Origin of the sequence: Lentzea waywayandensis (assembly GCF_900115955.1) — a bacterium.
In the GTDB taxonomy this organism is placed as follows: Bacteria; Actinomycetota; Actinomycetes; order Mycobacteriales; family Pseudonocardiaceae; genus Lentzea; species Lentzea waywayandensis.
Window position 1 is genome coordinate 1 of sequence record NZ_FOYL01000004.1, and the last position, 25,385, is coordinate 25,385.

At 68.9% G+C, this 25,385-nt stretch carries 26 protein-coding genes; 11 read left to right on the top strand and 15 right to left on the bottom strand.

Going from position 1 to position 25,385, the window contains the following annotated elements; translation table 11 throughout:
* From BM417_RS15590 to BM417_RS15600, 3 genes are all read right to left on the bottom strand, one after another.
* A partial coding sequence (locus tag BM417_RS15590) for an XdhC family protein (protein ID WP_281251322.1) occupies positions 1–701 on the bottom strand: 701 nt, incomplete at its 3' end.
* Positions 694–1,668, bottom strand: coding sequence for a vWA domain-containing protein (locus BM417_RS15595; RefSeq protein ID WP_093593844.1), 975 nt, complete (start codon positions 1,666–1,668; stop codon positions 694–696). The genes BM417_RS15590 and BM417_RS15595, both read right to left, overlap by 8 nt.
* A complete protein-coding gene (locus BM417_RS15600; RefSeq protein WP_093593847.1) occupies positions 1,665–2,495 on the bottom strand; it encodes an AAA family ATPase in 831 nt (276 codons plus the stop codon). Before BM417_RS15600 ends, BM417_RS15595 begins: the two co-directional genes overlap by 4 nt.
* Positions 2,496–2,524: 29 nt before the next feature.
* Here BM417_RS15600 and BM417_RS15605 point away from each other — a divergent pair, with 29 nt between their 5' ends.
* On the top strand, positions 2,525–2,908 hold the full coding sequence (locus BM417_RS15605) for a VOC family protein (protein WP_093593850.1): 384 nt from the start codon (positions 2,525–2,527) through the stop codon (positions 2,906–2,908).
* 84 nt (positions 2,909–2,992) lie between these two features.
* Entirely contained in the window at positions 2,993–3,223 is a 231-nt protein-coding gene (locus tag BM417_RS15610) for a PspC domain-containing protein (protein WP_093593853.1), read from the top strand.
* Positions 3,224–3,229: 6 nt separating this feature from the next.
* On the opposite strand, the gene BM417_RS15615 is transcribed toward BM417_RS15610, so the two are convergent.
* From BM417_RS15615 to BM417_RS15635, 5 genes are all read right to left on the bottom strand, one after another.
* Positions 3,230–4,597, bottom strand: a complete 1,368-nt coding sequence (locus BM417_RS15615) for a beta-N-acetylhexosaminidase (RefSeq protein ID WP_093593856.1) — start codon at positions 4,595–4,597, stop codon at positions 3,230–3,232.
* Positions 4,594–5,427 (bottom strand): carbohydrate ABC transporter permease, encoded by an 834-nt coding sequence (locus tag BM417_RS15620; RefSeq protein ID WP_245821940.1) that lies wholly within the window; start codon positions 5,425–5,427, stop codon positions 4,594–4,596. The genes BM417_RS15615 and BM417_RS15620 overlap by 4 nt, the downstream gene beginning before the upstream one ends.
* Positions 5,424–6,308 (bottom strand): carbohydrate ABC transporter permease, encoded by an 885-nt coding sequence (locus BM417_RS15625; protein WP_093593859.1) that lies wholly within the window; start codon positions 6,306–6,308, stop codon positions 5,424–5,426. Before BM417_RS15625 ends, BM417_RS15620 begins: the two co-directional genes overlap by 4 nt.
* 2 nt (positions 6,309–6,310) lie before the next feature.
* On the bottom strand, positions 6,311–7,588 hold the full coding sequence (locus tag BM417_RS15630; RefSeq protein ID WP_093593862.1) for an extracellular solute-binding protein: 1,278 nt from the start codon (positions 7,586–7,588) through the stop codon (positions 6,311–6,313).
* 79 nt (positions 7,589–7,667) lie between these two features.
* The gene (locus tag BM417_RS15635) at positions 7,668–8,327 is read right to left on the bottom strand and encodes a copper homeostasis protein CutC (protein WP_093593865.1); all 660 of its coding nucleotides are present in this window, start codon (positions 8,325–8,327) and stop codon (positions 7,668–7,670) included.
* 356 nt (positions 8,328–8,683) lie between these two features.
* Here BM417_RS15635 and BM417_RS15640 point away from each other — a divergent pair, with 356 nt between their 5' ends.
* Both BM417_RS15640 and BM417_RS15645 read left to right on the top strand, forming a co-directional pair.
* Positions 8,684–9,289, top strand: coding sequence for an RNA polymerase sigma factor (locus BM417_RS15640; RefSeq protein ID WP_093593868.1), 606 nt, complete (start codon positions 8,684–8,686; stop codon positions 9,287–9,289).
* 5 nt (positions 9,290–9,294) lie between these two features.
* On the top strand, positions 9,295–9,771 hold the full coding sequence (locus BM417_RS15645) for a carboxypeptidase regulatory-like domain-containing protein (RefSeq protein ID WP_169746023.1): 477 nt from the start codon (positions 9,295–9,297) through the stop codon (positions 9,769–9,771).
* A 687-nt stretch (positions 9,772–10,458) separates the two neighbouring features.
* Here BM417_RS15645 and groL read toward each other — a convergent pair.
* The 4 genes from groL to BM417_RS15665 all read right to left on the bottom strand — a co-directional run bounded on the left by groL (position 10,459) and on the right by BM417_RS15665 (position 14,532).
* Positions 10,459–12,078 carry a chaperonin GroEL gene (gene groL, locus BM417_RS15650; protein WP_093593871.1) on the bottom strand — a complete coding sequence of 540 codons (1,620 nt, stop codon included), beginning with the start codon at positions 12,076–12,078 and terminating at the stop codon, positions 10,459–10,461.
* A 215-nt stretch (positions 12,079–12,293) separates the two neighbouring features.
* The gene (locus BM417_RS15655) at positions 12,294–13,517 is read right to left on the bottom strand and encodes a serine/threonine-protein kinase (protein ID WP_093593874.1); all 1,224 of its coding nucleotides are present in this window, start codon (positions 13,515–13,517) and stop codon (positions 12,294–12,296) included.
* 78 nt (positions 13,518–13,595) lie between these two features.
* Complete coding sequence (locus tag BM417_RS15660; RefSeq protein WP_030470913.1) at positions 13,596–13,802, bottom strand: cold-shock protein; 207 nt, start codon at positions 13,800–13,802, stop codon at positions 13,596–13,598.
* Between the two features lie 88 nt (positions 13,803–13,890).
* Positions 13,891–14,532 carry an AIM24 family protein gene (locus BM417_RS15665; RefSeq protein WP_093595985.1) on the bottom strand — a complete coding sequence of 214 codons (642 nt, stop codon included), beginning with the start codon at positions 14,530–14,532 and terminating at the stop codon, positions 13,891–13,893.
* A gap of 72 nt (positions 14,533–14,604) precedes the next feature.
* Between BM417_RS15665 and moeA the strand changes: the two genes are divergently transcribed.
* The 5 genes from moeA to BM417_RS15690 all read left to right on the top strand — a co-directional run bounded on the left by moeA (position 14,605) and on the right by BM417_RS15690 (position 21,353).
* Positions 14,605–15,801: a molybdopterin molybdotransferase MoeA gene (gene moeA, locus BM417_RS15670; protein ID WP_281251323.1), complete on the top strand. Its 1,197-nt coding sequence runs from the start codon at positions 14,605–14,607 to the stop codon at positions 15,799–15,801.
* A 27-nt stretch (positions 15,802–15,828) separates the two neighbouring features.
* Entirely contained in the window at positions 15,829–17,253 is a 1,425-nt protein-coding gene (locus BM417_RS15675; protein ID WP_093593877.1) for a M48 family metalloprotease, read from the top strand.
* A 203-nt stretch (positions 17,254–17,456) separates the two neighbouring features.
* Positions 17,457–18,152: a phosphatidylserine decarboxylase gene (locus tag BM417_RS15680; protein ID WP_093593880.1), complete on the top strand. Its 696-nt coding sequence runs from the start codon at positions 17,457–17,459 to the stop codon at positions 18,150–18,152.
* Positions 18,152–19,120, top strand: coding sequence for a CDP-diacylglycerol--serine O-phosphatidyltransferase (gene pssA, locus BM417_RS15685; protein ID WP_093593883.1), 969 nt, complete (start codon positions 18,152–18,154; stop codon positions 19,118–19,120). Before BM417_RS15680 ends, pssA begins: the two co-directional genes overlap by 1 nt.
* Before the next feature lie 79 nt (positions 19,121–19,199).
* The gene (locus tag BM417_RS15690) at positions 19,200–21,353 is read left to right on the top strand and encodes an AAA family ATPase (RefSeq protein WP_093593886.1); all 2,154 of its coding nucleotides are present in this window, start codon (positions 19,200–19,202) and stop codon (positions 21,351–21,353) included.
* Positions 21,354–21,756: 403 nt separating this feature from the next.
* Here the strand turns inward: BM417_RS15690 and BM417_RS15695 are convergent, their stop codons facing one another.
* Together BM417_RS15695 and BM417_RS15700 are read right to left on the bottom strand one after the other, a co-directional pair.
* Positions 21,757–22,353, bottom strand: a complete 597-nt coding sequence (locus tag BM417_RS15695; protein ID WP_093593889.1) for a LytR C-terminal domain-containing protein — start codon at positions 22,351–22,353, stop codon at positions 21,757–21,759.
* On the bottom strand, positions 22,353–22,631 hold the full coding sequence (locus BM417_RS15700) for a DUF3263 domain-containing protein (RefSeq protein WP_089910320.1): 279 nt from the start codon (positions 22,629–22,631) through the stop codon (positions 22,353–22,355). The genes BM417_RS15695 and BM417_RS15700 overlap by 1 nt, the downstream gene beginning before the upstream one ends.
* Before the next feature lie 108 nt (positions 22,632–22,739).
* On the opposite strand from BM417_RS15700, the gene BM417_RS15705 reads away from it, so the two are divergent.
* Positions 22,740–23,321, top strand: a complete 582-nt coding sequence (locus tag BM417_RS15705) for a peptide deformylase (protein WP_093593892.1) — start codon at positions 22,740–22,742, stop codon at positions 23,319–23,321.
* A gap of 33 nt (positions 23,322–23,354) precedes the next feature.
* On the opposite strand, the gene BM417_RS15710 is transcribed toward BM417_RS15705, so the two are convergent.
* On the bottom strand, positions 23,355–24,293 hold the full coding sequence (locus tag BM417_RS15710; protein ID WP_218164486.1) for an aldo/keto reductase: 939 nt from the start codon (positions 24,291–24,293) through the stop codon (positions 23,355–23,357).
* Between the two features lie 71 nt (positions 24,294–24,364).
* Between BM417_RS15710 and BM417_RS15715 the strand changes: the two genes are divergently transcribed.
* Positions 24,365–24,967 (top strand): LysE family translocator, encoded by a 603-nt coding sequence (locus BM417_RS15715; RefSeq protein ID WP_093593897.1) that lies wholly within the window; start codon positions 24,365–24,367, stop codon positions 24,965–24,967.
* Positions 24,968–25,385 lie beyond the last annotated feature (418 nt).

Consider the following 25,385-nt stretch of genomic DNA (forward strand, 5'->3'; position numbering starts at 1 on the left):
CTGCGGGTCGCGAAGACCGGTCGCGCGTCGCAGACGGTGACCCGGTAGCCGAGGAACGCGCCGAGCCGGGCCATCGCGGCGGCGAAGTCGATCGCGCCGAACACGAGCATGCGCGGCGGCGGTTCGAACGAGTTCACGAACACGCTCATGCCCTCGCCGCGCCGCTGGCCGTCCGGTCCGTACTGGAGCACGCCGGTCCGGCCCGAGGCCAGCATGCCGCGCGCGTCGTCCGTGACGGCGTCGTCGATCCGTGCGCTTCCCAGGCTGCCGTCACGGCGGTCCGGCCAGATGACCATGCGCCGGCCGATGCCGTCCGGGTGCTCGATGACCGTCGCGACCGCCACCGGTTCCTCGGCACGCACCGTCTCCACGACCTCGGCGAGCTGCGGAAACGTGTCGGCGCTGATCTTCTCGACGTAGATGTCGATGATCCCGCCGCAGGTCAGCCCCACTGCGAACGCGTCGTCGTCGCTCACGCCGTAGCGCTGCAGGACCGGGTCGCCCGTCTCCTGCGCCAGGTCGTAAACGGCACCCTCGACGCACCCGCCGGACACGCTGCCGACCGCCTCGCCGTCCTGCGTCACGAGCATCGCCGCGCCCGCCGGCCGGGGCGCCGAACTGAAGGTCGCGACCACCGTGCCGACGCCGACCGTCTCGCCGTTCGCCACCCGTTCGGCGAGGTCGTAGAGGACATCACGCACGGCGCACCTCCTTCAGCAGTTCTTCCAAAGCGTGCACGCTGTGGCCCGCGACCATCGTGTCGACGTGCGGCAGTGCCGCCACCACACCGCTCTGCAACGGCCGGTAGCCCGGTTTGCCCGCGTGCGGGTTGGCCCAGATGACCTTGTGGCTCACGCGTCGCAGCCTCGCCATCTCCGTCGCCAGCAGGCTCGGGTCGCCGCGTTCCCAGCCGTCGCTGAACAGCACGACCACCGCGCCTCGTTGCCGCCACTGCTGGTTGAACCGGCGCAGCGCGTCGCCGAGCCGGGTGCCGCCCTCGTAGTCCGGGATCGCCCGTCCAGCGGCCTTCAACGCACGTTCGGGATCGCGTTCGCGCAGCTGACGGGTCAGGCGGGTGAGCCTGGTGCCGATCGTGCGGACCTCGACGGGCATGGCGTGGGCGATGACGTGCGCGAACCGCAGCAGCGCGTCCGAGTAGGCGGCCATCGAGCCGGAGACGTCGATCAACAGCACGAGCCGGCGCGCCTTCACGCCGCGGCGGCGGTGGCGCGGCAGGGCGATCTCACCGCCGGTCTCGATCATCGCGCGCACCGTCCGGGCCAGGTCCATCCGGCCGCGCCGGGCCTTGCGGAGCCGGCGCGACCGTCTGCGCGGCGGGAGCGGAGTCAGCCTGGCGATCAGCGGTGCCGCGTCGAACTCGGAGATGTCCTTGTGCTTCAGCACTTCCACCTCGGACGCGGCCACGCCGACGGTGACCGAGTCGAGTTCGATCGTCGTACGTGGACGGGGCGGGGTGCCGCCGAAGTACGCCCGGTACGCGGCGTCGTAGCGCGGCAGGTCGTCCGGGTCGGCGCACAGCGTGAGGCGCCCGGCCCAGTAGAGGTCGACGTGTTCGGTGGCCCGCAGGAACGCCTGGACGCGGTCCGGCCCGCACGGGAGTCCGGCGCCCCGCAGGACGCGCGTGAACCCGACGCAGGCTTCCGTCACCCCACGATTGTGCTCCCGATCACGCGCTCCGCGTCCTCCCGGTACTTCAGGACCGCCCCGAGCGTCGTCGCGTCCGGTTCGGTGCGGCCCAGCGCCTGGAGCGCCCGCGCCCAGTCCAGCGACTCCGCGACGCCCGGCGGCTTCAGCAGATCGAGGCCGCGCATCTTCTGGACGGCCTCCGCGACCTTCCGCGCGAGCCGTTCGTCCAGGCCAGGAAGGGTGCGCCGCAGGATCGCGACCTCGCGGTCGAGCGTGGGGTGCTCCAGCCAGTGGTAGAGGCAGCGGCGCTTCAGCGCGTCGTGCACCTCGCGGGTCCGGTTCGAGGTCAGCACGGTCAGCGGCGGCGTCGTGGCCCTGATCTCGCCGAACTCGGGGATGCTGACCGCGTTCTCGGACAGCACCTCGAGCAGGAACGCCTCGAACTCGTCGTCCGCCCGGTCGATCTCGTCCACGAGCAGCACGCACGGCGCGCTCTCCAGTGCCTGCAGCAGTGGCCGGGCCAGCAGGAACCGTCGCGTGTAGAGGGACGCCTCGTCCACCTCGCCGCGGGTCTCCAGGACGCGCAGGTGCATGAGCTGACGCGGGTAGTCCCAGTCGTACAGGGCCTGCGTGGCGTCGATGCCCTCGTGGCACTGCAACCTGATCAGCGGGACGTCCATCGACTTGGCCAGCGCCAGCGCGAGCGAGGTCTTGCCGGTGCCGGGCTCGCCTTCGAGGAACAGCGGCCGTCCCATCGCGACCGCGAGGAACGCCGCCGTGGCGATCCCGCCGTCCGGCAGGTACCCCGCGCGGTCGAGCCCTGACGCGAGCTCCTCAGGGGACTCCATGAGCCTCAGAGTACGACTACGGTGGGGAAATGGGTTCGATCAAGCAGATCCAGGTCACGTTCGACTGCGCGGAACCACAGCGCGTCGCCCAGTTCTGGAGCGAGGTGCTGGGCTACGAGACACAGCCGGAGACCGACGGTTCGTGGTCCGCCTGCAACGACCCGTCCGGCGTGGGCCCGCGACTGTTCTTCCAGCGCGTTCCCGAGAGCAAGACCGTGAAGAACCGGGTCCACCTCGACGTGCGGGCCGGCACCGGAATGGTGGGCCGCGACCGCCTCGCCGCGCTTCAGGCCGAGCGTGCACGGCTGGAGGCGATCGGCGCGGTGTGCGTGCGCGTCATGGTGGCCGACGAGGAGAACGAGTCGTGCATCGTGATGCAGGACGTCGAGGGCAACGAGTTCTGCCTCGACTGAACCCTGGGGTCCGGCCCCGGGATCAGGGTCGGGTTCGGGGTGGTCACCGATGTGCCGAGGCTCGGAAACGACGAATCTTGAGCCATGACGAACAACGTGCTCAACGAAGCCACTGACCAGGTCAAGAAGCTCCGCAGGAGCCGCAGCGACAAGATGATCGCCGGCGTCTGCGGCGGTCTCGCCAAGATGATCGGTGTGGACGCCGCGATCCTGCGGATCATCCTCGTGGCGGCGACGCTGCTCGGGTTCGGCACCGGAGCGATCCTCTACGTCGCCGCCTGGATCCTCATGCCCGAGGAAGACGCGGCCGTGTAAGCGTGATCAGCGTGGAAACCCGGGAATGCCAGGTAGTCGTTGCCAGGGGTGGGGACCGGTGAGGGGCCGGTACTCCACCCCGAGGGCATCGAGCCTCGGGAGATGGTGTTCCTGGAGCCGTCGCACGAACTCAGGATCTTTCTCCGCCGGGGACCACACGACCTCGGCGAACGCGGCCAGCCTCGGGAACGCCGCGTAGTCCACCCGCCGGGCCGAGTCGAGGTGCTCGGTCCAGATGTTCGCCTGCGCGCCCAGCAACCGCCCCGGCTCCTCGCCGGTGAGCCCGGCAGGCACCGGATCCCACGCGTAGACGTCCTCCAGCGTGGTCACCGTCCCCACCGGGATCGGTTCGTCCGGCGACGCCGACTGCCGGTAGTCCAGATAAACGTGCTGCTCAGGGCACATCACCACGTCGTGGCCCTCGCCCAGTGCCGTGATGCCGCCCTCGACCCCGCGCCAGGACGCGACGACCGTGCCCGCCGGCAACGGTCCCGACTCGAGGATCTCGTCCCACCCGTACGGCCGCCGTCCGGCCCGCACGATGTGCTTCGCGATCGCCCTGACCAGTTCGCCGTCGTGGCCGGGAGCCTCGTCGCCGCCGAGTCCGATGATCTCCGCCGGGAAGACGTCCATCAGCTCGTCGAACACGTTCCGATAGAAGTCCACTGTGGACTCCTCGGTGTTGAGCACGCGTTCGTTGACGCCCCAGTCGGTCCAGACGCCACCGCCGTGCACGCCGAGTTCCGGATAGGCCGCGATCGCCGCCTGCGAGTGGCCGGGGATGTCGATCTCCGGGATCACCGTGATGTACCGCTGGCGGGCGTACTCGACGATCTCCCGCAGGTCTTCCTGCGTGTAGAAACCGCCGTGCGGCCTGCCTTTCATGCCCGCGGAGCGCCGGTCGCCGAACCGCGAGTCCTCCCGCCACGACCCGACCTCGGTGAGCTTCGGGTAGCGCTTGCACTCGAAGCGCCAGCCCTGGTCGTCGGTGAGGTGCAGGTGCAGGACGTTGAGCTTGTGCACGGACAGCAGCTCGACGTACCGCAGCACCTCCCGCTTGGGCAGGAAGTGCCGCGACACGTCGAGCATCACGCCACGCCACGGGAACCGCGGGTGGTCCACGATCTCGCACGCGGGGATGACCAGCGGTTTCTCCCCCGCCGCCCGGAACGCCTGAGCGCCCAGCAGCTGCCGCAGGGTCTGCAGCGCGTTCATCTCGCCGGCCGCGTCGTTCGCCTCGATCAGCACGCCGGCGTCGGACGAGAGCAACCGGTAGCCGCCGGGCGGGCCGTCGACGAGGACCGTCTGCCAGCCCTGGTACTCACAGAGCCTCCCGCCGTCCACATAGGACACCGGGCGCGGGAGGAGGTTCATCCCTTCACCGCCCCCGCGAGGCCGGACACCAGCCGGCGCTGCACGAGCACGAAGAAGATGAGCACGGGAATGGTCATCAGGGTGGAGCCCGCCATGATCGCGCCCCAATCGTTCTGGTCGGGTTTGACGAACACCTGAAGAGCCAGAGGCAGGGTCTGGTTCTCCACGGCCGAGATGATGAACGTCTTGGCGAACAGGAAGTCGTTCCAGGCGTGGATGAACGACAGCACCGACGTCGCCACCAGGCCGGGCGCGACGAGCGGGAACAGCACCTGCCACAGGAACCGGAACCGCGAGGCGCCGTCCAGGGTGGCGGCCTCCTCCAGTTCCACCGGCACCGCGGCGACGAAGCCCCGCAGCATCCAGATCGCGAACGGCAGGCTGAAGGCCAGGTGCACCAGCACGAGCGAGCCCAGGTGGTTCAGGCCGAACACCGGGACGCTGTCGCCGACCGACCGCATCAGGAAGAACAGCGGCACGGTCAACGCCTCGACCGGGACCATCTGCACGACCAGCAGCATGATCAGCAACGTCGTGCGGCTGCGGAAGCGGAACCGGGTCAGCGCGGTCGCCGCCAGGAACGAGATCAGGATGCTCAGGAACACCACGATCACCGCGACGATGATGCTGTTCAGGAAGTAGCGCCCGAAGTTCGCGACCGTCAGCGCCCGCGTGAAGCTGTCGAGCGTCGGCCGCGTCGTCCACGGCACCGGGTCGGCCGAGATGATCTCGTCCTCCGGCTTGAACGCGGACAGCACCATCCAGAACAGCGGGAACGCCACCACCGCGGCGATGATGAGGACGAAGCCCTCGGTCAGCCAGCGCCTCACAGGACCTCCCCCGACCGCCGCAGCGCGCGGAGGTAGAACATCGTGATTCCCAGCAGCAGCACGGTCATCACGACACCGATGGCCGCGCCCAGTCCGTACTCCGACGCCGCGAACGCCTGCTGGTAGGCGTAGACGTTGAGCACGAGGTTGCGCCCGGCGATGCCGCCGCCGTTGGTCATCACGTAGATCTGCGTGAAGACCTTGAAGTCCCAGATGATCGACTGGATCGTCACCACGAGGATGATCGGCTTCAGCAACGGGAGCGTGACGCTCCACGCCGTGCGGAACGCCGACGCGCCGTCGAGTGCCGCGGCCTCCAGCACCTCGCCCGGAATCGCCTTGATGCCCGCGAAGAGCGTCACCATGACGAACGGGAACGAGCACCAGATCACCTGCGCGGCAACGAGTCCGAACGCCGTCCACTTGTCGAACGTCCAGGAGAAGCCCTGGATGCCCAGGACCTCGTTCACGAACCCGAAGTTCGCGTCGAACAGGAAGAGCCAGATCGTCGAGCCGGCGACGGCGGGCGTGGACCACGCGCCGAGCGCCGCCAGGAACAACGTCATCCGTACCCAGGTGCGGACCCTCGTGGCGAGGATCGCGAGAAACGCGCCCACAAGCAACGTGCCGACCACGCAGACCGCCGCGAAGGCGACGGTCTGCCCGAAGACACCCCAGAACTGCTGGTCTCCCAGCAGCTTCTGGTAGTTCCCGAGACCGAGGAACTCGAGCGGCGCGCCGCCGCTGACCTGTTCCTGGCCGTAGTCGTAGAGCGAGATGAGCACCAGCTGGTAGATCGGGTAGGCCAGCAGGCCCCCGAGTACCAGCAGCGCTGGAGCCAGGTAGGCGAACGCGGTCCGCCCCTGGCCTTTGGCGGTCATGCTCACGACGTGAAGGCCGCGTTCATCGTCTTGGCGGCGTCCGCGGTGGCCGTGTCGACGTTCTTCGCGCCGGTGACGATCTCCTGGAGCATCGTCGGCACCACGGTCTGCGCCTCGATCTTCGCCCACGCCGGCGTGACGGGGACGAACTTCGTGCCGGACTGCAGGGTCTTCGTGAACGGCTCCAGGAACTTGTCGGAGTCGCTGACCTGCTTCTGCACGTCGCTGAACGTCGGCAGGTTGCCCATCGCCGTGTACATCTTCTGCTGGTACTTCTTCGACGCGAGCAGCTGCGTGAACTCGTTCGCGAGCGTCTTGCGCTGCGTGCCCTTCAGGACGCCGAGCAGGTTGCCACCGGCGAACGCGGGCGCGACCGAGCCCTTCGTCTTGCCCGGCAGCGGCACGACGCCGTACTTGCCCGCGGCGGAAGACGCGTCGACGGACTTGCGGTTGAAGTCGCCACCGATGGTCATCGCGGCCTTGCCCGCGCGGAACGCCTCGACGCTCGCGTCGCCGCCGTTGCCCGCGCAGGTGGCGGGCGGGCAGATGTCGTCCTTGATCAGCTCGGTGTACTTGGCGACCCCGGCCTTGGCCTCGGCGCTGTCGATCGTGGCGGTGAACTTCCCGCCGTCGGACTTGGCGATGTCCCCGCCCTGCGCCCAGATGAACGGCAGCGCGGCGAACAGGTACTTGCCGCCGGCCGAGATGCCGATCAGCTCGGGCTTCTTCTGACGGATCTCACGAGCCGTGGTCGCGATCTCGTCCAACGTCGTCGGCGGCTTCAGGCCGAGCTCGGTGAACACGTCCGTGCGGTAGTACAACGCGCGCACGCCGACGAACCACGGCACGCCGTACGTCTTGCCGTCGACCTTGGCCGTGTCGAGGATCGACGGGACCAGGTCCTTCGACTCGTCCCACTTGCCCAGGTCGAGCTCCGAGAAGCCGCCGGCGGAGACGTAGCCCGCGAGGTCGGTGTTGCCGAACTCGGCGACGTCGGGAGCGCTCTTCGGGTCGCTGAACGCGGCCTTGAAGCGCTCCGCCCGGCTGGACACCTGGATGTACTGGACATCGACGGTGACCCCGCTGTGCTTGCCCTGGAACTCGGAGATCGCCTCCTTCACCACGGCTTCCTTCGGACCTCGGTTGACCTCGTCGAACAACCAGACCCGCAACTGCCCGGTCTGCTCGTCGGTGCCAGAGTTGGTCGGTCCTGACTGCACCGGTGCGCACGCGACCACCGCGCCCACGCCCAGCACGGCCACAAGTGCCTTCAGCCTCATCGCGCCCTCCGCATTGCATATAGTGCAACAGCCATTCCACAGGAAGCAACGTGACTGTAGAACGGACTAGGGCAAGGGTCTAGACCAGACGATTCACCCATTCCCTGACCGATGCGGAATCGACCGGTCCGTCCCAGCCGGACGGACGGACCGCGCTGCCGACGTGAAACCCGTTCACGCCCGCTACCAGCAGTTCCGGGACGTGACGAACCTGGAGACCGCCACCGACGAGCAGAGCGGGCGGAGCCTGGGTGACCAGTTTCTTCAGGTTCTCGATTCCGTCCTCGACGCCCTTGGCGCTGCCGGCGGCGAGCACCGTGTCGCAGCCGAGGGTCTGCACGATCCCCCAGGACCGGAAGACGTCGTTCGAGTTGTCCAGCGCGCGGTGGAAGGTCCACGCGCAACCCTCCAGCTCGGCGATGAGGTTGAGCGTGACGCCCTCGTCGATCTCACCCTCCGCGTCGAGGAAGCCGAGGACGAACTCGGTGGCGCCGGCCTCCCTGAGTTCCCACGCCTGCCGGCGCAGCTGCTTGAGGTTGCCCGGCGCGAACCCCTTGGCGTCCCTGAGCATCACGCGGACGGGGATGTCCACGGCGCTTTGGACCTCTTTGAAGGTGGCGACCGACGGCGTGAGCCCGTCCGAGGCCATGTCGGCGACCAGTTCGAGCCGGTCAGCGCCTCCCGCCTGCGCGGCGACGGCATCCTTCACGTCCAGTGCGATCACTTCGAGAATCGGCATGGTCTAGACCATAACGTTCTTTGTCGTGTGCTTTCGGGAATCACGGAGCCTCTCCGCCGGTTCGTGCGTCGGAGGCTGTATCTGCTCGCCTGAGATCCGCTCTTTTCCCATGAGCGCTTTGTTCAGGCGTGGAGCACGCGTCAGCCGGTTCGAGGGGTGCCGGCCGGCGCGGGCTCCCACCACTGGCGGCCCGTGACTCGGAGGGGGAATCACGGGCCGCTGGCATACCCGGAGGAAGATGAGGGTCATCTTGGCGGTGATACTGCTCCAATCGAGTGAATTTTGTATCTACCGCCCAGTTAGCCCTTCATGAGTTGGCGGACGGCGCTGACAGGGCGGCCGATCGGAGGTGCTGCATGGATGAGCTGCACACGGCGGATGACCGTCCGCCGTGGGACGGGCTTGAAGGCACCGAACGGCACGCGATGTGCGTGGCGGCGGCACGCGAGGGCAACCGCAACGCACTGGACGTCCTGGTGACCGAGCTGACCCCGCTGCTGTGGCACGTCGCCCGCGGCCAGGGCCTCGACAGGGCCGCCGCCGAAGACGTGGTGCAGACCGTGTGGCTCGCGTTCTTGAAGAACATCGAGAACATCAACGAGCCAAAAGCACTGGTCGGCTACCTGGTGGTCACAACCAGGCGTGAAGCACGCCGAACTTGGACACCCAACAAGCGTGAGACGCACCTGTCCGACGAGTACGCCGAACAGCTCGAGTCGGACACCGGCCTACCGGAGGACGTGACGCTGTTGGACGACCGCGACCGCAGGCTCTGGCTCGCGTTCGGCCGCCTGACCACGAGGTGCCAGGAACTGCTCCGACTCACCGTGCTCGCGGGCCGCGCGGAGTACCGAGCAGTCGCCGAGGCACTGGCCATGCCCCACGGCAGCATCGGTCCGACCAGGGGACGGTGTCTGACACTGCTGCGCAACTACCTGGAGACGGAAGGAGGATCGCGGTGAACGAGATCGACCCGCGCGACGACCGCAGGGGCCCTGAGGACACCGCAGTCCTCTCCGAGCTGAACAGGCTCGTCGACGAACTGGACCCGCCACCCGCCGACCTGGTGGACCGAGTGAAGTTCGCGATCGCCCTGGAATCCCTGGACGTGGAGGTCGCGCGCTGGGAGCGGGCCGGGTCGTTCGCCGGGGTCCGGGGCGGACAGACCGGCACGATCACGTTCACGGTCGACAACCTGACGTTGATGGTGAACTTCACCTCGACCGGGTCACGGCACCGGATCGACGGATGGCTGGTGCCGGCCGGGGAGCACGAGGTCGAGGTGCGGGTGGCCGATCATCAGTCGTCCTGCACGCGAGCTGATGACGGAGGACGGTTCGTGTTGCCGGACGTGCCGGCCGGGACCACTCAGATTCTGGTGCATTTGGTGAATTCTCGCGGGGAGCCTGGGCGGACTGTTGTGACGCCCACGATCATGCTTTGAGTTTTGGGGTTTGTTCGGCGGCTTTTACTGGGGTTTCTGGGGTTCACCGGCAGTGCGTTCAGGTCACCTTGCGCAGGTGGCTGGGCGGATCGCGCCGAGCCAGGGCAATTCATCGCCGCTTCGCGACGATTGCGATTGGGGCTTGACTTTGAGCCTCTAGCGAGATGCTTTATCAGCCTTGAAAAGGCCGGGCACAAGTGCCCGGCCGATTTCTTCAACGGTAGCATCTCGCACTCAAAGTCAAGCCCCGATCGCGCGGTGGTCACCTCATGACCGCTTGCCCGGCAGGACTTGGTTCACACGCCTCGGCTTCGCCATTGCCGTTGGTGGAAGGGTGGCTCGCCTTCTGCTTCGCCCGTCGCGTGCGGGGGCGCCATGCCACCCGTCACCGGTCACCCGCGCTCCCGACCGCCGCGCCACCGCCACCGCGCCACGCGCCACCCGTCACGCGCCACCCACCACCGCGCCACCCCACCGGCACCGCGCCACCGTCACCGCGCCCCGCGCGCGTGCCCTCCGCACACCTCGACGCGATCGTCGCGCCCTACGGGTGCCATCGCCGGGCTGTTGCCGCGCCCTCCAGGTGCGTGCCGGGCTGTTGCCCGCAGTCCCGGCCCCCGGAATGCCGAAAGGCCCGGCTCGCCGAAGCGAACCGGGCCTTTCAGAGGTGATGCGAAGCGGACGGACTCAGAAGTCCATGCCGCCGGCGTCCGGCGCGGAGGGCGCGGCGTTCTTCTCCGGCTTGTCCGCGACGACGGCTTCCGTCGTCAGGAACAGGGCGGCGATGGACGCGGCGTTCTGCAGCGCGGAACGGGTGACCTTGGCCGGGTCGATGATGCCGGCCTTGATCAGGTCCTTGTACTCGCCGGTCGCGGCGTCCAGGCCCTCGCCCGCGGGGAGGGACTTGACGCGCTCGACCACGACGCCGCCTTCGAGGCCGGCGTTGATGGCGATCTGCTTCAGCGGAGCCTCGACGGCGACCTTGACGATGTTGGCGCCAGTGGCCTCGTCGCCCGTGAGACGCAGACCCGCGAAGGCGGCCTCGGCGGCCTGGAGCAGCGCGACGCCACCACCGGCGACGATGCCCTCCTCGACGGCGGCCTTGGCGTTGCGGACCGCGTCTTCGATGCGGTGCTTGCGCTCCTTGAGCTCGACCTCGGTGGCCGCGCCCGCCTTGATGACGGCGACGCCGCCGGCGAGCTTGGCGAGGCGCTCCTGGAGCTTCTCGCGGTCGTAGTCGGAGTCCGACTTCTCGATCTCGGCGCGGATCTGGTTGACGCGGCCCTGGATCTGCTCCGCGTCACCGGCACCCTCGACGATGGTCGTCTCGTCCTTGGTGACGACGACCTTGCGGGCCTTGCCCAGCAGCGAGATGTCGGCGTTCTCCAGCTTCAGGCCGACGTCCTCGGTGATGACCTGGCCACCGGTGAGGGTGGCGATGTCCTGGAGGATGGCCTTGCGGCGGTCACCGAAGCCAGGCGCCTTGACGGCGACGGACTTGAAGGTGCCACGGATCTTGTTCACGACCAGGGTCGCCAGGGCCTCGCCCTCGACGTCCTCGGAGATGATCAGCAGCGGCTTGCCGCCCTGCATGACCTTCTCCAGGAGCGGGAGCAGGTCCTTGACCGTGGAGATCTTGGAGCCGAACAGCAGGATGTACGGGTCCTCGAGGGTCGCTTCCTGGCGCTCGGGGTCGGTCACGAAGTAACCGGAGATGTAGCCCTTGTCGAAGCGCATGCCTTCGGTGAGCTCAAGCTCGAGGCCGAGGGTGTTGCTCTCCTCGACCGTGATGACGCCTTCCTTGCCGACCTTGTCCATCGCCTCGGCGATGAGCTCGCCGATCGTGGGGTCAGCGGCGGAGATGGACGCGGTAGCAGCGATCTGCTCCTTCGTCTCGATCTCCTTGGCGGCCTTCAGGAGCTGCTCGGCAATCGCCTCGACGGCCTGCTCGATGCCGCGCTTGAGGCCGAGCGGGTTCGCACCCGCGGCCACGTTGCGCAGGCCCTCGCGGACCAGAGCCTGTGCCAGCACCGTCGCGGTGGTGGTGCCGTCACCAGCGACGTCGTCGGTCTTCTTCGCGACCTCCTTGACGAGCTCGGCCCCGATCTTCTCCCACGGGTCCTCGAGCTCGATCTCCTTCGCGATGGAGACACCATCGTTGGTGATGGTCGGCGCGCCCCACTTCTTCTCGAGCACGACGTTGCGGCCCTTGGGGCCGAGCGTCACCTTGACGGCGTCAGCGAGGATGTTCATCCCGCGCTCGAGACCGCGACGGGCTTCCTCGTCGAACGCAATCATCTTGGCCATTGCGGTGTGTTCCTCCGCCTATGTGGATTCTGGGCCACTGCGAGCGCATGCCCGCAGCGGAACACGATGCGCGTGGCCAGGCTCGGTGCCCGCGACGGACGACCCCGGAGGGCCTCACCGTCCCAGCCTCACTTCTTTTTGGCACTCGATGGAGCCGAGTGCTAGTTCGTGTTTAGCACTCGGGCACGGCGAGTGCAAGCGAACCCAGGCGACTCTCAGCGTGAAGTGCGCACCGGCACAGAGGTCGGCAGCGGCTTGTTCGAGGTCGTCTCGTCGCCGATGTTCAGCGACGGCGCGGAGCTCGTCTTGGGCTGACGTGCGGGCTCGTCACCCGGCGACAGGATCACCACCACGATGATGATCACCACGATCGCCGCCACGGCCGCGATGACCGGCGCGAACCACGTGGGACGTTCCTTCTTGCCGGCCGTGAACGCGCTCACGCCCACCTGGTTCGGCGGGCGCAGCCGGACGGGGTCCGACAGGGGCTGCTGGTAGCCGCCGCCCTGGTACTGACCCTGCTGGACCGGCATCGGCCCGGACATCGGCGACTGAGCCGGGAACGAGCCGGACTGCGGCCCGAGTTGAGCGGGAGCCGAGCCCTGCGCGACTCCGGCGAGAGCGACGCGGGCGGCGTTGATGAGCTCGGCGCAACTCGCGTACCGCTGCGCCGGGTCCTTCGAGGTGCCCTTGCGGATCACGTCGTCGATGGCCGGCGGCAACGCCACGAGCTGCGACAACGCGGGAACGACGTTGCCGAGGTGGCCCTGGATGACCTCCTGCACGCCGCCCTGGAACGGCGGACGGCCGGACAGGCAGGCGAAGAGCATGCAGGCGAGCGCGTACTGGTCGGTGCGGCCGTCGACGGGCTCCCCGCGCAGGTGTTCCGGCGCCGCGTAGGTCGGCGAGCCGAGGAAATCACCCGTTCGGGTGCGGTGGCCGGTGGCGCCGCGGCGGGTGAGGCCGAAGTCGGCGACGTAGACGTGCTCGCGCACGCCTTCCTTCTGGGTCACCAGCACGTTGGCGGGCTTCACGTCGAGGTGCACGAGGCCCTTGCCGTGCAGCATGTCGAGCGCCTCGGCCACCTGGGCGAGCAGCGTCAACGTGCGCGCCGGGGTGAGCGGTCCCTCCTTGACGTGCCCGGCCAGGTCCTGGCCGTCCACGAGCCGCATGGCGATGTAGAGCAGGCCGTCGACCTCGTCGAAGTCGTACAGCGGCACGATGTTCGCGTGGTCGATCGCCGAGGTGTTGCGCGCCTCGTCGACGAACCGCTCGCGGAACTCCGCGTCGGGCGCGAGGTGCTCACCGATGACCTTGAGCGCGACTTTCCGGCCAAGCCTCACGTCCGTGGCCCGATACGTCACGCTCATGCCACCGCGGCCCAGCACACCGTCGATCCGGTAATGCGCGATTCGCCGTCCGCTCAGGTCCTCCGACACGCAAGGCAGCCTAACGTCCGGTCAGATCGGCGTGCCGGGGGTTGGTCAAAGCCGTGATCAGAGTGATCTCGAACCGGGCTAGCCGGCGCGGCGCACGTCCGACGCCTGGCTGCGTCCGTCGCGGCCCGCCTGCACCTCGAACTCCACCCGGTCGCCTTCTGAGAGGGTCCGGAAGCCTTCCATCTGGATCGCCGAGTAGTGCACGAACACGTCGGGCCCGCCATCGGTTGCGATGAAGCCGTATCCCTTTTCGGAGTTGAACCACTTGACGGTACCGAGAGCCAAGACGTCCTCCTTCAGATCACGCATCTCACGCAAAGCGCAGAGAGCAACGCTAAAAGAAGAAATCTCACTCGGATACCTCCTTACGGAGTCATGAACGGGAGCTGACTCCGTTGGCGCGCAACCAGGTGGTGAGCCGGCGAGGTCCGCGCGTCTGCGTCAGCACGGCACCGGGACCGGCGAAGTCGAACACCAGGCCCTCACCGGTCTGAATGGATTGCACGCCATCGGGCACCGAGGGCCGGAGACGGCATTGCACGGTGTCCGCGAACGCCACGACGTGATCGCTGCTGATGGTCACCGCTTCTCCGGCTTCCAGCGTCACGAGGTCGAGCGCGCCGTAACAGGCGAGCACCACCGCGCCCTTGCCGTGCGCGTAGTTCATGAAGCCCTCGGCGCCTCCGAAGATCGCCTGCATCGGCGGGGCCTCGGGGTTCATCGCCACCGTGCTGCTCGACGCGATCCAGCTGTGCCGGGCGAGGCACCAGCCGTACGCCCCGTCGAGCTCGATCTGGTGCAGGTCACCGGGCAGCACGGGGGTCGCGTCGATCCAGCCGCCCTCGGCGCCCGACGTGCACAGCGCGACCGCCTTCGTGCCCGCGCCCTTCACCTCGACCGTGAGGCCGTAGCTCGTGGCCGCGATGGTCAGCGGGTCGGCCAGCACCGCCTCGCCGGGCGCGAGGACGAGTCTCGCCACGCCGAACGTCGGTGTGTGCCTGGTCCGGACCTGCACGAACAACACCTCCGGGGATGAATCGGGGCAAAGCGGCCGTCACGATCACCGCGACGTTGGCAGTATGCAGTCGTGTCCCCCACCACTGTCGCCGAACACCGCAAGCGCGTCGCGGAGCTCGTCGGGTCGATGCCCGTGCTGCAGCTCCCGCTCGACGAGTGCCTCGGGCTCGTGCTCGCCGCCGACGTCATCGCGCCGCTCGACCTGCCGCCGTTCGACAACTCCGCGATGGACGGGTACGCGGTGCGGGCCGCCGACCTGGCCGGGGAGATCCCTGCCCGGTTCACGGTCGCCGACGACATCCCCGCGGGTCGCACGCAACTGAACCCGCTGGTGCCGGGCACCGTGCAGCGGATCATGACCGGCGCCCCGCTGCCGCCCGGCGCGGACGCGGTGGTCCAGGTCGAGTGGACCGACGGCGGCACGGAGACCGTGACGATCGACAAGGCCGTCGCACCCGGCCAGAACATCCGCACCGGCGGCGACGACGTGCGCAAGGGCGACGCGGTGCTGGCCGCGGGCACGGTGCTGCGCCCGTCCACGCTCGGTCTCGCCTCCGCCCTCGGGCTCCCCGAACTACCGGTGCGCCGCCGTCCGCGCGTGCTGGTCCTGTCGACGGGCTCCGAGCTGGTCGAACCGGGCAAGCCGCTCCAGCCGGGTCAGATCTACGAGTCGAACGGCATGATGCTCGCCTCGTCCGTGCGGGACGCGGGCTGCGTCGCCGTGCAGCTGCGGTTCGTGCCGGACGACGTCGAGGAGTTCCACCGCGCGCTGGCGCCGTACCTCGGTTCCGTGGACGTGATCGTGACGTCCGGCGGGGTCAGCGCGGGCGCGTACGAGGTGGTCAAGGACGCTTTCGCGAGCCACGACGTGCAGTTCACCAAGGTCGCGATGCAGCCGGGCGGGCCGCAGGGCTCCGGCCGGTACGAGGGCGTGCCGGTGCTGTCGCTGCCGGGCAACCCGGTGAGCGCGCAGGTGTCGTTCGAGGTGTTCGTGCGTCCGGCGCTGCTCGCGTCCATGGGACACACGCAGCTGGAACGCCGTACCGCACGGGCAACCATCACGACGGGGCTGACGTCTCCGGCTGGGAAGACGCAGTTCCGGCGAGGCCTGCACGACCCGGCGTCCGGCGAGGTCGTGACGCCCGTCGGCGGTCCGGGGTCGCACCTGCTGTCGGCGCTCGCGCTGTCGAACTGCCTGATCGAGGTGCCAGAGGACGTGACCGAACTGGCCGCGGGGGCCGAGGTCACCGTGAGATACCTGCAGTAGTTCTGAGCGATCTGGGGGACGCAACACATGAGAGCGGCGCTGGCCTTGGTGATGCTCGCCGGGTTCTTCGTGCTCGCGGTGGGCCTCACCGTGCTGCTGGGCGTCCTCGCGTACGTCCTGTTCGACAGGGGTGACGTCGAGGGCGGGGCCTTCCTCACCGCGCTGACGCTCATCGTCGGCGGGCCGTCGTTGTACGCGATGGCGAGGGCGTTCTGGGCCCGGCCGCGGCCGACCGGCGTCCCGCTGACCCGCGCGACGCATCCGGAGCTCTGGCGGCACGTCGACGAGCTGGCGGTGCTGGCGGGCACCCGCAGCCCTGACGACATCCGGCTCGTCAACGAGGCGAACGCGGGCGTGTGGGAGCGCCACGGCACGCGCTACCTGGAGCTCGGCCTGCCGTTCGTGGCCGGCATGACGATCGGTGAGCTGCGGTCCGTGGTCGCCCACGAGCTCGGCCACTACGGCGGCGGTCACACCCAGGTGTCGGCGGTGACGTTCCGCGCGAAGCTCGCCCTGGGGATGGTGATCGGGCAGGGCAGCTACCTGTCCGCCGTCCTCTACGCGTGGGCACGGCTGTACGCGCTGGTCGCCGCCTCGGAGAGCCGCAAGCACGAGCGGTTCGCCGACGAGGTGTCCGTGGCGGCGGCCGGGGCGGAGGCGACGGCGCGGTCGTTGCTGCGCGGCGGCCCGCTCGGCGAGGGCTGGAACGACTACCTGCGCTGGTACGTGACGCTGGCCGTGCTGGCCGGGCGCACACCGCCGTTACTGGAGGGCTTCCGCGCCTACCTGGACCACCCGCGGCGGGTGCACCAGCTGCGCGAGATCGAACCGCTGATGGCCGCACAGGAGCCGTCGTCGATCTTCGACAGCCATCCGCCAATCCGCGAGCGGGTGGCGACGATCAGGCAGCTCTCGCCGTTCTCCGGCGGCGTGGTGGAGGCGGTCGACGAACGGCGCGCGTGGTCGTTGCTCGACGGCACCCCGCCCGAGGCCGTGGCGGCGCTGGTCGGGGTGAAGGGGCCGCCGATCACCTGGCAGGAGCTCGCGACGCTGACCGGCCCGGTGCTCGTGCGCCGCTATGGCGACGCACTGCGGCACGCGGGCCGGGTGAGCAAGGTCGGCGAGACGCTGGCCGACGTGCTGGCGGCGTTGTCGCGCGCCGAGCTGCACAAGCTGACGGGGGCTCCTGTGGACGCGTCCCTGACCCCGGAGCAGGTGCACGACGCCGCCGTCGAGGCCGTGACGGAACTCCTCGGTTGCATGGTGTCTGACCTGCTTGTGACGGCTAACCGAGCGACGCTGGAACTCAACTGGGGCGGACTCTTCGTACTGCGAATGCCCGACGGAGCTGCGGTCTATCCGGAAGACCTGGTCGCACCTGCCGTCCGTGACGCTAACCAGGTCGCTGACGTGCGCTTCAGACTGCAAGCCCTGGGCGTCGACGGACTGTGACGGAACGCTCACCCAGCGACGTTGTTCACGCCATGTGACGGGGATTACACTGACCGCAGGTGCCGGTCGGCCCGTGCATTCGTCGGGGGATGCACGGGGCGACCGGCCGCTTGTCTTTCCGGCAGTCCCGATGGGCGGTTTGGCGTGTTGCCGTAGCGTGTTGGCGCCCGACAACTCACGGAAGCTACGGACCCCCAGACACGATGAGCAGCGAGAAGCCCGTCTCCCACTTCCTCGAACTCGCGCGCGGCATGGTGCCGCCGATGCACCCGGCGGGACGCCCGTTCGTCGCCGCCGCGGCGATCGCGACCCTCCTCGTCCGGCTGCGCTTCAAGCGCCTGGGCGTAGTCCTCGCCCTGGTCACGGCGTGGGTGGCGTGGTTCTTCCGCGAGCCGAAGCGCGTGACGCCGACCCGTCCGAACCTCGCCGTGGCCCCGGCCGACGGCACCGTCTCGCACGTGGTCGACGCCGTCCCGCCCGCCGAGCTCGGCCTCGGCACCCAGCCGATGACGCGCGTGAGCGTGTTCCTCTCGGTGTTCGACGTGCACGTGCAGCGCGTGCCCGCGGACGGCGAGATCGTCCAGGTCTCGTACCACCCCGGCAAGTTCCTCTCGGCCGACCTCGACAAGGCCTCCGAGGAGAACGAGCGCAACACCGTGTGGCTGCGGACCAACAGCGGCCACGACCTCGTCGTCGTGCAGATCGCCGGCCTCGTCGCCCGCCGCATCGTGTGCGAGGTCGCCGAGGGCGAGAAGGTCGCCGCCGGCCAGACCTACGGCCTGATCCGCTTCGGTTCGCGCGTGGACCTCTACGTGCCGCGCGGCAGCCGCGTCCTGGTCGAGGCCGGCCAGCGCACCATCGGCGGCGAGACCGTCCTCGCCGAGCTCCCGGAAGCCTGATGGCTCCCAGCGGGCCCGGCGTCCGCCTGCTGCCGAACGCGATCACAGTCCTGGCCATGTGCTCGGGCCTGTCCGCCGTGCACTTCGCGAACGTCGGCATGTGGGGCGCGGCCATCGCCTCGATCGCGGCAGCCGCCGTCTTCGACGGCCTGGACGGCCGCATCGCCCGCCTGCTGGACGCGACGTCGAAGATGGGCGCGGAGCTCGACTCGCTGGCCGACGCCATCTCGTTCGGCGTCGCGCCGGCCCTCGCGATCTACCTGTGGAAGTTCGAGGGCAACCGCGCCGGCTGGGTCATCGCGCTGATCTTCGCGGTCTGCATGGTGGTCCGCCTGGCCCGCTTCAACACGTTGCTGGAGAAGGAACAACCGCCGTTCGCGAAGGAGTTCTTCGTCGGCGTCCCCGCTCCCGCAGGCGGTCTGCTGCTCCTGCTCCCCCTGATCATCGAGGAGCAGGTCCGCACCGACGGCTGGTGGAACAACTCCTACGTCGTGGGCGCGTGGACCGTCCTGGTGGCGATGCTCCTGGTGTCGCGGATTCCCACCCTGTCGGTGAAGACGGTGAAGGTGCCGCCGCGCGCGGTGGCCCCGCTGCTGGTCGCCGTAGGCCTGCTGGCGGCCGCGATCATCACGTACCCGTTGGTGGCGCTGATCATCGCGATGGTCGTGTACCTGGCACACCTGCCTTACTCGGTGCGCCGGTACATGTGGCTTTCCAAGCATCCTGAGGCGTGGACCGTCACGGGCGCCGACCGCCGTGCGATCAAACGCGCGCACGGTGTCGCCGCACGCCGTCTCGGCCTGCGTCAGCCGTTGCACGGCCGCGTCGCTGGTGCGGCCATGCGCGCGGTGCGTCGGCCACGGCGTGACGGTTCTGTCGCTGCCGCAGCGGAAAGCACGGTTCCCGGCACCAACGGACGCCGTCGCTCGTGGCGTCAGCTGGGACTGAGGCGACAGCCGAAGCGCTGACCGCTCGCTCAACTCACTCGGGCCGGACACGTTCGTCGTGTCCGGCCCGAGGTCGTCGTGAGGAACTAGAGTCGGCGTCGTGATCACGCTGACGGCTCGCCTGTCCCCGTCCGCTCTGGACACCCGGCGCGGCGTAGTCCGCCTCCACCCCGAGGTGCTGGACGCCCTGGGCCTGCGCGCCTGGGACGCCGTGAGGCTGACCGGCGCCCGCGTGAGCGCCGCCCTCGCCGCGGCAGGTGAACAACCGCCGGGCGTGGTCCTGGTCGACGACGTCACCCTCACCAACCTCGGCGTGGTCGAGGGCTCCGAGATCGTCGTGGCTCCCGTCCAGGTGACCGCAGCGCGTTCGATCACCGTCGCGGGCTCCCGCCTGGCCACCACCGCCCTGACGCCGGACCACGTGCGCATGGCGTTGACGGGCAAGGTCCTCACCGTCGGCGACAACGTCTCGCTGCTCCCCCAGGACCTGGCGCCGCCGCCCGGCGCCAACGTCTCCGAGACGCGCCGCAAGCTGTCCAACGCCATCGGCATGACGTGGACGAACGAGCTCATCACCATCACCTCGACCGACCCGGCGGGCCCGGTGGCCGTACAGCCGTCGAGCGTCGTGGGCTGGCGTTCGGCCTCGGCCCCGGCCGCCGAGGTGACCCCGGTGGTGGTGCAGGAGAAGCACGAGGCGTTGCCTCTCGCAGACCTGGTGGGCCAGCGCGACCAGGCCCGCCGCCTGACCGAATGGCTGGAACTGATGTTCCGCCAGCCCGACCTGCTCGCCAAGCTGGGCGCCTCCGCCCGCCTGGCCGCGATGGTCAGCGGCCCGGAAGGCGTAGGCAAGGCAACACTCGTCCGCGCGGTGGCAAGGTCGGTCGAGGCGACAGTCGTAGAACTGGCCGCCCCGAGCATCGCCGTCCTGGAGCCGGGCGCGATGGCCAAACAACTGGGCGACGCGATCGCGGGCGTCCCCGAACAGCCCACGGTCCTGCTCCTGACCGACATCGACGCCCTACTACCCACCGCACCCCCACCGGTGGCAACGGTCGTCCTGGACATCCTCCGCACAGCCATCTCCCGCCCGAACCTCGCGCTGGTGGTCACCTCGGCCAGGGCCGAGTCGGTGGACGCCCGCCTGCGCGCCCCCGACCTGGTGGACCGCGAGCTGACCCTCCCCCTCCCCGACACAGCAGGCAGGACCGAACTCCTCCGCGTACTCCTGCGCGACGTCCCAGTGCAGTCCGATGTGGACTTCGGCGAAGTAGCCGCCCGCACACCGGGTTTCGTAGCGGCGGACCTCTGCGCCCTGCGCCGAGAAGCAGCAGTCCGAGCCGCACTCCGCCAACGCGAGGCAGCGGAACCCCGTGTGGGACAAGAGGACCTGATCGGCGCCCTGAACACGGTCCGCCCGATCTCCATGTCCGCCTCCGACACCGTGCAGACCGGCGGCCTCACGCTGGACGACGTGGGCGACATGAAGGAGGTCAAGCAGGCCCTCACAGAAGCGGCCCTCTGGCCCCTCCGCTACCCCGACTCGTTCGCCCGCCTGGGCGTGGCCCCTCCCCGTGGCCTACTGCTCTACGGCCCGCCGGGATGCGGCAAGACCTTCCTGGTCCGCGCACTGGCAGGCACCGGCCAGCTGAACGTCCTGACCGTCAAGGGCGCCGAACTGATGGACAAGTTCGTAGGCGAGTCAGAACGAGCAGTCCGAGAACTCTTCCGCCGAGCAGCAGACGCGGCCCCAGCACTCGTCTTCCTGGACGAGGTGGACGCCCTGGCCCCACGCCGAGGCCAATCCTCGGACTCAGGCGTAGCCGACCGGGTAGTAGCCGCCCTCCTGACCGAACTGGACGGCGTAGAGCCTCTGCGCGACGTGGTGGTGATCGCCGCGACCAACCGCCCAGAACTGATCGACCCAGCGCTCCTCCGCCCAGGCAGGCTGGAACGCATCATCTACGTGCCACCACCAGACGCCGAGGCCCGCACGGAAATCCTCAAGGCCTCGTCCCGCAACACACCACTGTCGGACGACGTGGACCTAGCCGAACTGGCAGCCGACCTGGACATGTACTCGGCGGCAGACTGCGCGGCCCTGATCCGCGAGGCGGCCCTGACCGCAATGCGGGAGTCCCTGGACGCGGCAGAGGTGACACAGGCCCACCTGGCCAAGGCGAGGCAGGTAGTGCGCCCGTCGCTGGACCCGGCACAACTGGCACAGCTGGCGGCCTACGCGGCCGCACGCTGACGCAGGCAATGCCGAAGGCGAGCCGTCCTTACCGTGCGCTAAGGGTGGGGTGGTTTCGTCACGAGTCGTGCCACAGCTCTTGCTGCAGCCAGGAAGGGATGTCAAACGGACACGCTTTTCGTCCGTTTGACATCCCTTCCTGGCTGTGGCCCGCTCTTGGCTCGACTCGTGACGAAACCACCCCACCAACGCGCCCCACTACGCAACGCGCCTCCGCCCAAAGCACCAGGCGTGCCATCAACCCGCAGACGGCGTAGGCCCCGGTTTTGGATCAGATTGGCGGGGTCTGGGGCGGAGCCCCAGGAATCAGCCGCAAGGCGACTCTCGCAAGGTGACCACCTACGGACAACAAACCGCCGCCCGCCAACGAACCAGGGGAACGACCTACGCAACGACCGCGCCCCTACTTGTTCTTAGAAGGCCCCTGAAAATCATTCGTGACAATCAAAATGATCCCGGCAGCAGCAGACTCGATCCCCTCGAACCGAGGCTCGACCCGTGCCCGCAACACCGCAGCCAACTCCTTGGCCGAGGCTTCTTCATCAGTCCCAGGCCGGAAGTAAACGGTAGTGGTGGGGATGTTCCCAGACGAGTAGTTACCAGTCCCGGCAACAGTCCACCCGTTGGCCCGAACCTCATCGGAAGCCTTGGCAGCCAACCCGGTGATGGTCGAGTTGTTGTAAATCCGAACAGGCGCCTTGGCGGCACCGGGCTGTGGAACAGGCGGAGGCGGCACGACAGAACTGGAAGGCGTAGAAGCCGGCGGTGTAGTCGTAGACGCAGCCGGCGCCGAAGACGGAGTCGAGGCCGGAGGCTGCTCGGAAGTACCGGATGCGGGCGGCGCGGTCGACGACCCTTCGGCAACCGGAGGTGTCTCGGACCCCCCGCCACCGAACAGACTCACGACACCGATCACCAACGCGACGGCGGCGACACCGAGCAGGGCGAAGCCGGCGGCCTTGGCCGGACGGGACGGGCTTGCGGACTCGGGGGAGGTCATCAGTCCTCGGTGCTCCTGGCGCGTGCGCGAACCCTTTGGCGGCCTGTCCGCACGCCGCGCAACCGCTTGACCAGCATCGGATCGGCAGCCAGTGCGGCTTCGGATTCAACGAGCGCGTTGAGCAACTGGTAGTAGCGGGTAGCTGACATGTCGAACAGTTCCCTGATGGCCTGTTCCTTGGATCCCGAGTACTTCCACCACTGACGCTCGAACGCGAGCATCGTGCGTTCGCGGCTGGTCAGCCCGTCAGCGGAGGTGAGCGTCTCGGCGTGATCCATCTGGCTCCCCACGGTCGCCACACCATCTCAGGTGCGGGCAATTCAATCACGTGATCGTTCCAACCTACCGCGCGACACCGACAGTTTTGGACCGCATAAAGTTCAGCCATGGCCGTCCATCGCATCCGCATCGCCGGCGACCCCGTGCTCCACAACCCGACGCGCGAGGTCACCGAGTTCGACACCGAGCTGAAGACGCTCGTCGACGACATGTTCGAGACGATGGCAGCTGCTCGTGGTGTCGGGCTCGCGGCCAACCAGATCGGCTTCGACCTGCGGGTCTTCGTCTACGACTGCCCGGATGACGAGGGTGTCCAGCACCGCGGCGTGGTCGTGAACCCCACCCTGGAGACCTCCGAGATCCCGGAGACCATGCCGGATCCGGACGACGACTTCGAGGGCTGTCTGAGCGTTCCCGGCGAGGCGTACCCGACCGGACGCGCCCGATGGGCGAAGGTGACCGGCCAGGGCGTTGACGGGGAGCCGTTCGAGGTCGAGGGCACCGGCTTCTTCGCGCGCTGCCTCCAGCACGAGACCGACCACCTCAACGGCTACCTCTACACCGACCGCCTGATCGGCCGGTACAAGAAGGAGGCCAAGCGGATGCTGCGCGACAACGAGTGGAACGTGCCGGGCCTCTCGTGGGACCCGGCAGATCCCGCGAACTTCGACGAGGACGACGAGGACTAGTGGCGTGACCCGGCACCGTTCCGGACCACACCGCTAGGGCCGGAGCACCGACTCCACCTGGGCCAGTTCGTCCGCCGTCAGAGCACCGAACTCCAGCGCGCCCGCGTTCTCCTCGGCCTGAGCCACCGTCCGGATCCCCGGAATCGGAACCAGCCGGGGAGAACGCGCCCAGAACCAGGCCAGCGCACCCTGCACCAACGTCCTCCCGCCGGACGTCAGCACGTCCCGCACGGCCTCCCGCGCCTGGAAGTACTCCGGCGACGGCCGCCCGTCGACGAAGAACCGCAGCCAGGACGGGTTCGTGACGCGCACGTCGTCGGCGGGCAACTCGGTGAACGTCTCCCGCGCCAGCAGCCCCATGGCCAAAGGCCTCCTGCACAGCACCGCGAAGTCGCCCGCGTACATCTCGGGGTTGTCGAACAGCAGGTTGATGTCGGCCTGAGCAGCGATCCCGTGCTCGCCTTCGCAGAAGAACCGCGCCCGCTCGACGTCGTCCGTGCTCCACCCGTAGGACCGGATCTTGCCTGCGGCCACCAGGGCCTCGCACTCGTCCCGCAGCAGCGCGGCCTCGTCGAGCCCCAGGTCGCCGACGTGCAGCTGGTACAGGTCGATCCGATCGGTCCCCAGCCTCCGCAACGACCCCTCGACGGCGCGGCGCAGGTACTCGACCGACCCCTCGTTGCCGGTCATCCGACGAGACCCGGCGTCGAACCCGCACCCCCACTTCGTGGCGATCAACACCTGGTCACGCACGTCCGCAAGCGCTTGCCCCACCACCGTCTCCGCGTGCCCGCAGCCGTAGACGTCCGCCGTGTCGAACAGCGTCACGCCCAGCTCCACGGCCCGCCGCAGCGCCTTGACCGACTCGCCGTCGTCAGCCGGTCCCCAGCCGACCGGCAACCCGTCCGGGCCCGAGAACGGTCCACCCATGGCCCACGTGCCGAAGCCCAACTTCCCCAGTTCCAAGGTCATGGCTCCACCGAACATCCTGGAGCGCGCTCCAGGTCAAGAAACAAGTTGCGACGATCAGCGACCATCGACGCATGCCCATCGAAAACATCGTCGCCTTCCTCGCGGCCTCGTTCCTCATCGCACTGTCGCCCGGACCTGGCACGGCCATGGTCCTGCGACAGTCGGTGCACGGGCGAAAAGCCGCGCTGGCGACGGTGTTCGGCATGGAGGTCGGTGTGGCCTGCTGGGCGATCGCCGCGGCTCTGGGCCTGAGCGTCCTGCTCACGGCGTCCGAGATCGCCTACCACGCGCTGAGGATCATCGGCGCGGTCTTCCTGATCTATCTGGGCGTCAAGGCCCTGATCAGCAAGAGTCTGCCCGCGGACGAACCGCCACCGGCCAGCCACGCGTTCCGCAGCGGCCTGGTCGTGAACCTGGCCAACCCGAAGCTCGGCGTGTTCGCGATCTCGTTCCTACCGCAGTTCGTGCCTGCCGGGGAGGCCGGCAAGGGGGTTCTGCTCTTCCTCGCCATCGGGTGGGTCCTGATCGACACCGTCTGGTACCTGATCATCGTGTCGATCCTGCACACGATCCGCGGCTGGCTGAGCAGGCCGCGCGTCCGTCCCGCGCTCGAGAAGCTGTCGGGCGGCGTGCTGCTGGCGCTCGGAGTCCGGCTGGTACTCGACCCGCGTTGAGATCGGGTTGCCCCGGCGCCAGAACAGCTCGGGCAACCCGGCCAGCTCGGCGAAGGTGTGGCAGGCGGCCATCGACGCGTAGCCGCCGGCCAGCACGTGCGCGCGGATCCGGTCCAGGCGGCCGAACTCGATCACCTCACCGGCGATCAGGAACGGCAGCACCAGCTGCCAGGCCTGCACGACGGCCGGACGACGCCGGTGAGGTGCGCGCAGGGCGGCTCGGGCGACGCGGAGCAGGTGCTCGTTCGCGCTCATCGTGTACGGGTGTGCCGAGTGGTCCCAGCTCCACCGGCGCTCCTCGGTCACCGCGCACCGCACGCACTCGACCGGTCCGGTACCCAGTTCGGCACCGCAGCGGGAGCACGCCAGCAGCGTCATCGCCCAGTCCACGCACGTCCACGGGTACTGGCCGACGTCC

Bases quoted from the DNA above. Each gene is read 5' to 3' on its own strand.
- BM417_RS15600 (WP_093593847.1), bottom strand. From the start codon at position 2,495: ATGGAGTCCCCTGAGGAGCTCGCGTCAGGGCTCGACCGCGCGGGGTAC.
- BM417_RS15605 (WP_093593850.1), top strand. From the start codon at position 2,525: ATGGGTTCGATCAAGCAGATCCAGGTCACGTTCGACTGCGCGGAACCA.
- BM417_RS15610 (WP_093593853.1), top strand. From the start codon at position 2,993: ATGACGAACAACGTGCTCAACGAAGCCACTGACCAGGTCAAGAAGCTC.
- BM417_RS15615 (WP_093593856.1), bottom strand. From the start codon at position 4,597: ATGAACCTCCTCCCGCGCCCGGTGTCCTATGTGGACGGCGGGAGGCTC.
- BM417_RS15625 (WP_093593859.1), bottom strand. From the start codon at position 6,308: ATGACCGCCAAAGGCCAGGGGCGGACCGCGTTCGCCTACCTGGCTCCA.
- BM417_RS15630 (WP_093593862.1), bottom strand. From the start codon at position 7,588: ATGAGGCTGAAGGCACTTGTGGCCGTGCTGGGCGTGGGCGCGGTGGTC.
- BM417_RS15635 (WP_093593865.1), bottom strand. From the start codon at position 8,327: ATGCCGATTCTCGAAGTGATCGCACTGGACGTGAAGGATGCCGTCGCC.
- BM417_RS15640 (WP_093593868.1), top strand. From the start codon at position 8,684: ATGGATGAGCTGCACACGGCGGATGACCGTCCGCCGTGGGACGGGCTT.
- groL (WP_093593871.1), bottom strand. From the start codon at position 12,078: ATGGCCAAGATGATTGCGTTCGACGAGGAAGCCCGTCGCGGTCTCGAG.
- BM417_RS15675 (WP_093593877.1), top strand. From the start codon at position 15,829: ATGAGAGCGGCGCTGGCCTTGGTGATGCTCGCCGGGTTCTTCGTGCTC.
- BM417_RS15680 (WP_093593880.1), top strand. From the start codon at position 17,457: ATGAGCAGCGAGAAGCCCGTCTCCCACTTCCTCGAACTCGCGCGCGGC.
- pssA (WP_093593883.1), top strand. From the start codon at position 18,152: ATGGCTCCCAGCGGGCCCGGCGTCCGCCTGCTGCCGAACGCGATCACA.
- BM417_RS15695 (WP_093593889.1), bottom strand. From the start codon at position 22,353: ATGACCTCCCCCGAGTCCGCAAGCCCGTCCCGTCCGGCCAAGGCCGCC.
- BM417_RS15700 (WP_089910320.1), bottom strand. From the start codon at position 22,631: ATGGATCACGCCGAGACGCTCACCTCCGCTGACGGGCTGACCAGCCGC.
- BM417_RS15705 (WP_093593892.1), top strand. From the start codon at position 22,740: ATGGCCGTCCATCGCATCCGCATCGCCGGCGACCCCGTGCTCCACAAC.
- BM417_RS15710 (WP_218164486.1), bottom strand. From the start codon at position 24,293: ATGACCTTGGAACTGGGGAAGTTGGGCTTCGGCACGTGGGCCATGGGT.
- BM417_RS15715 (WP_093593897.1), top strand. From the start codon at position 24,365: ATGCCCATCGAAAACATCGTCGCCTTCCTCGCGGCCTCGTTCCTCATC.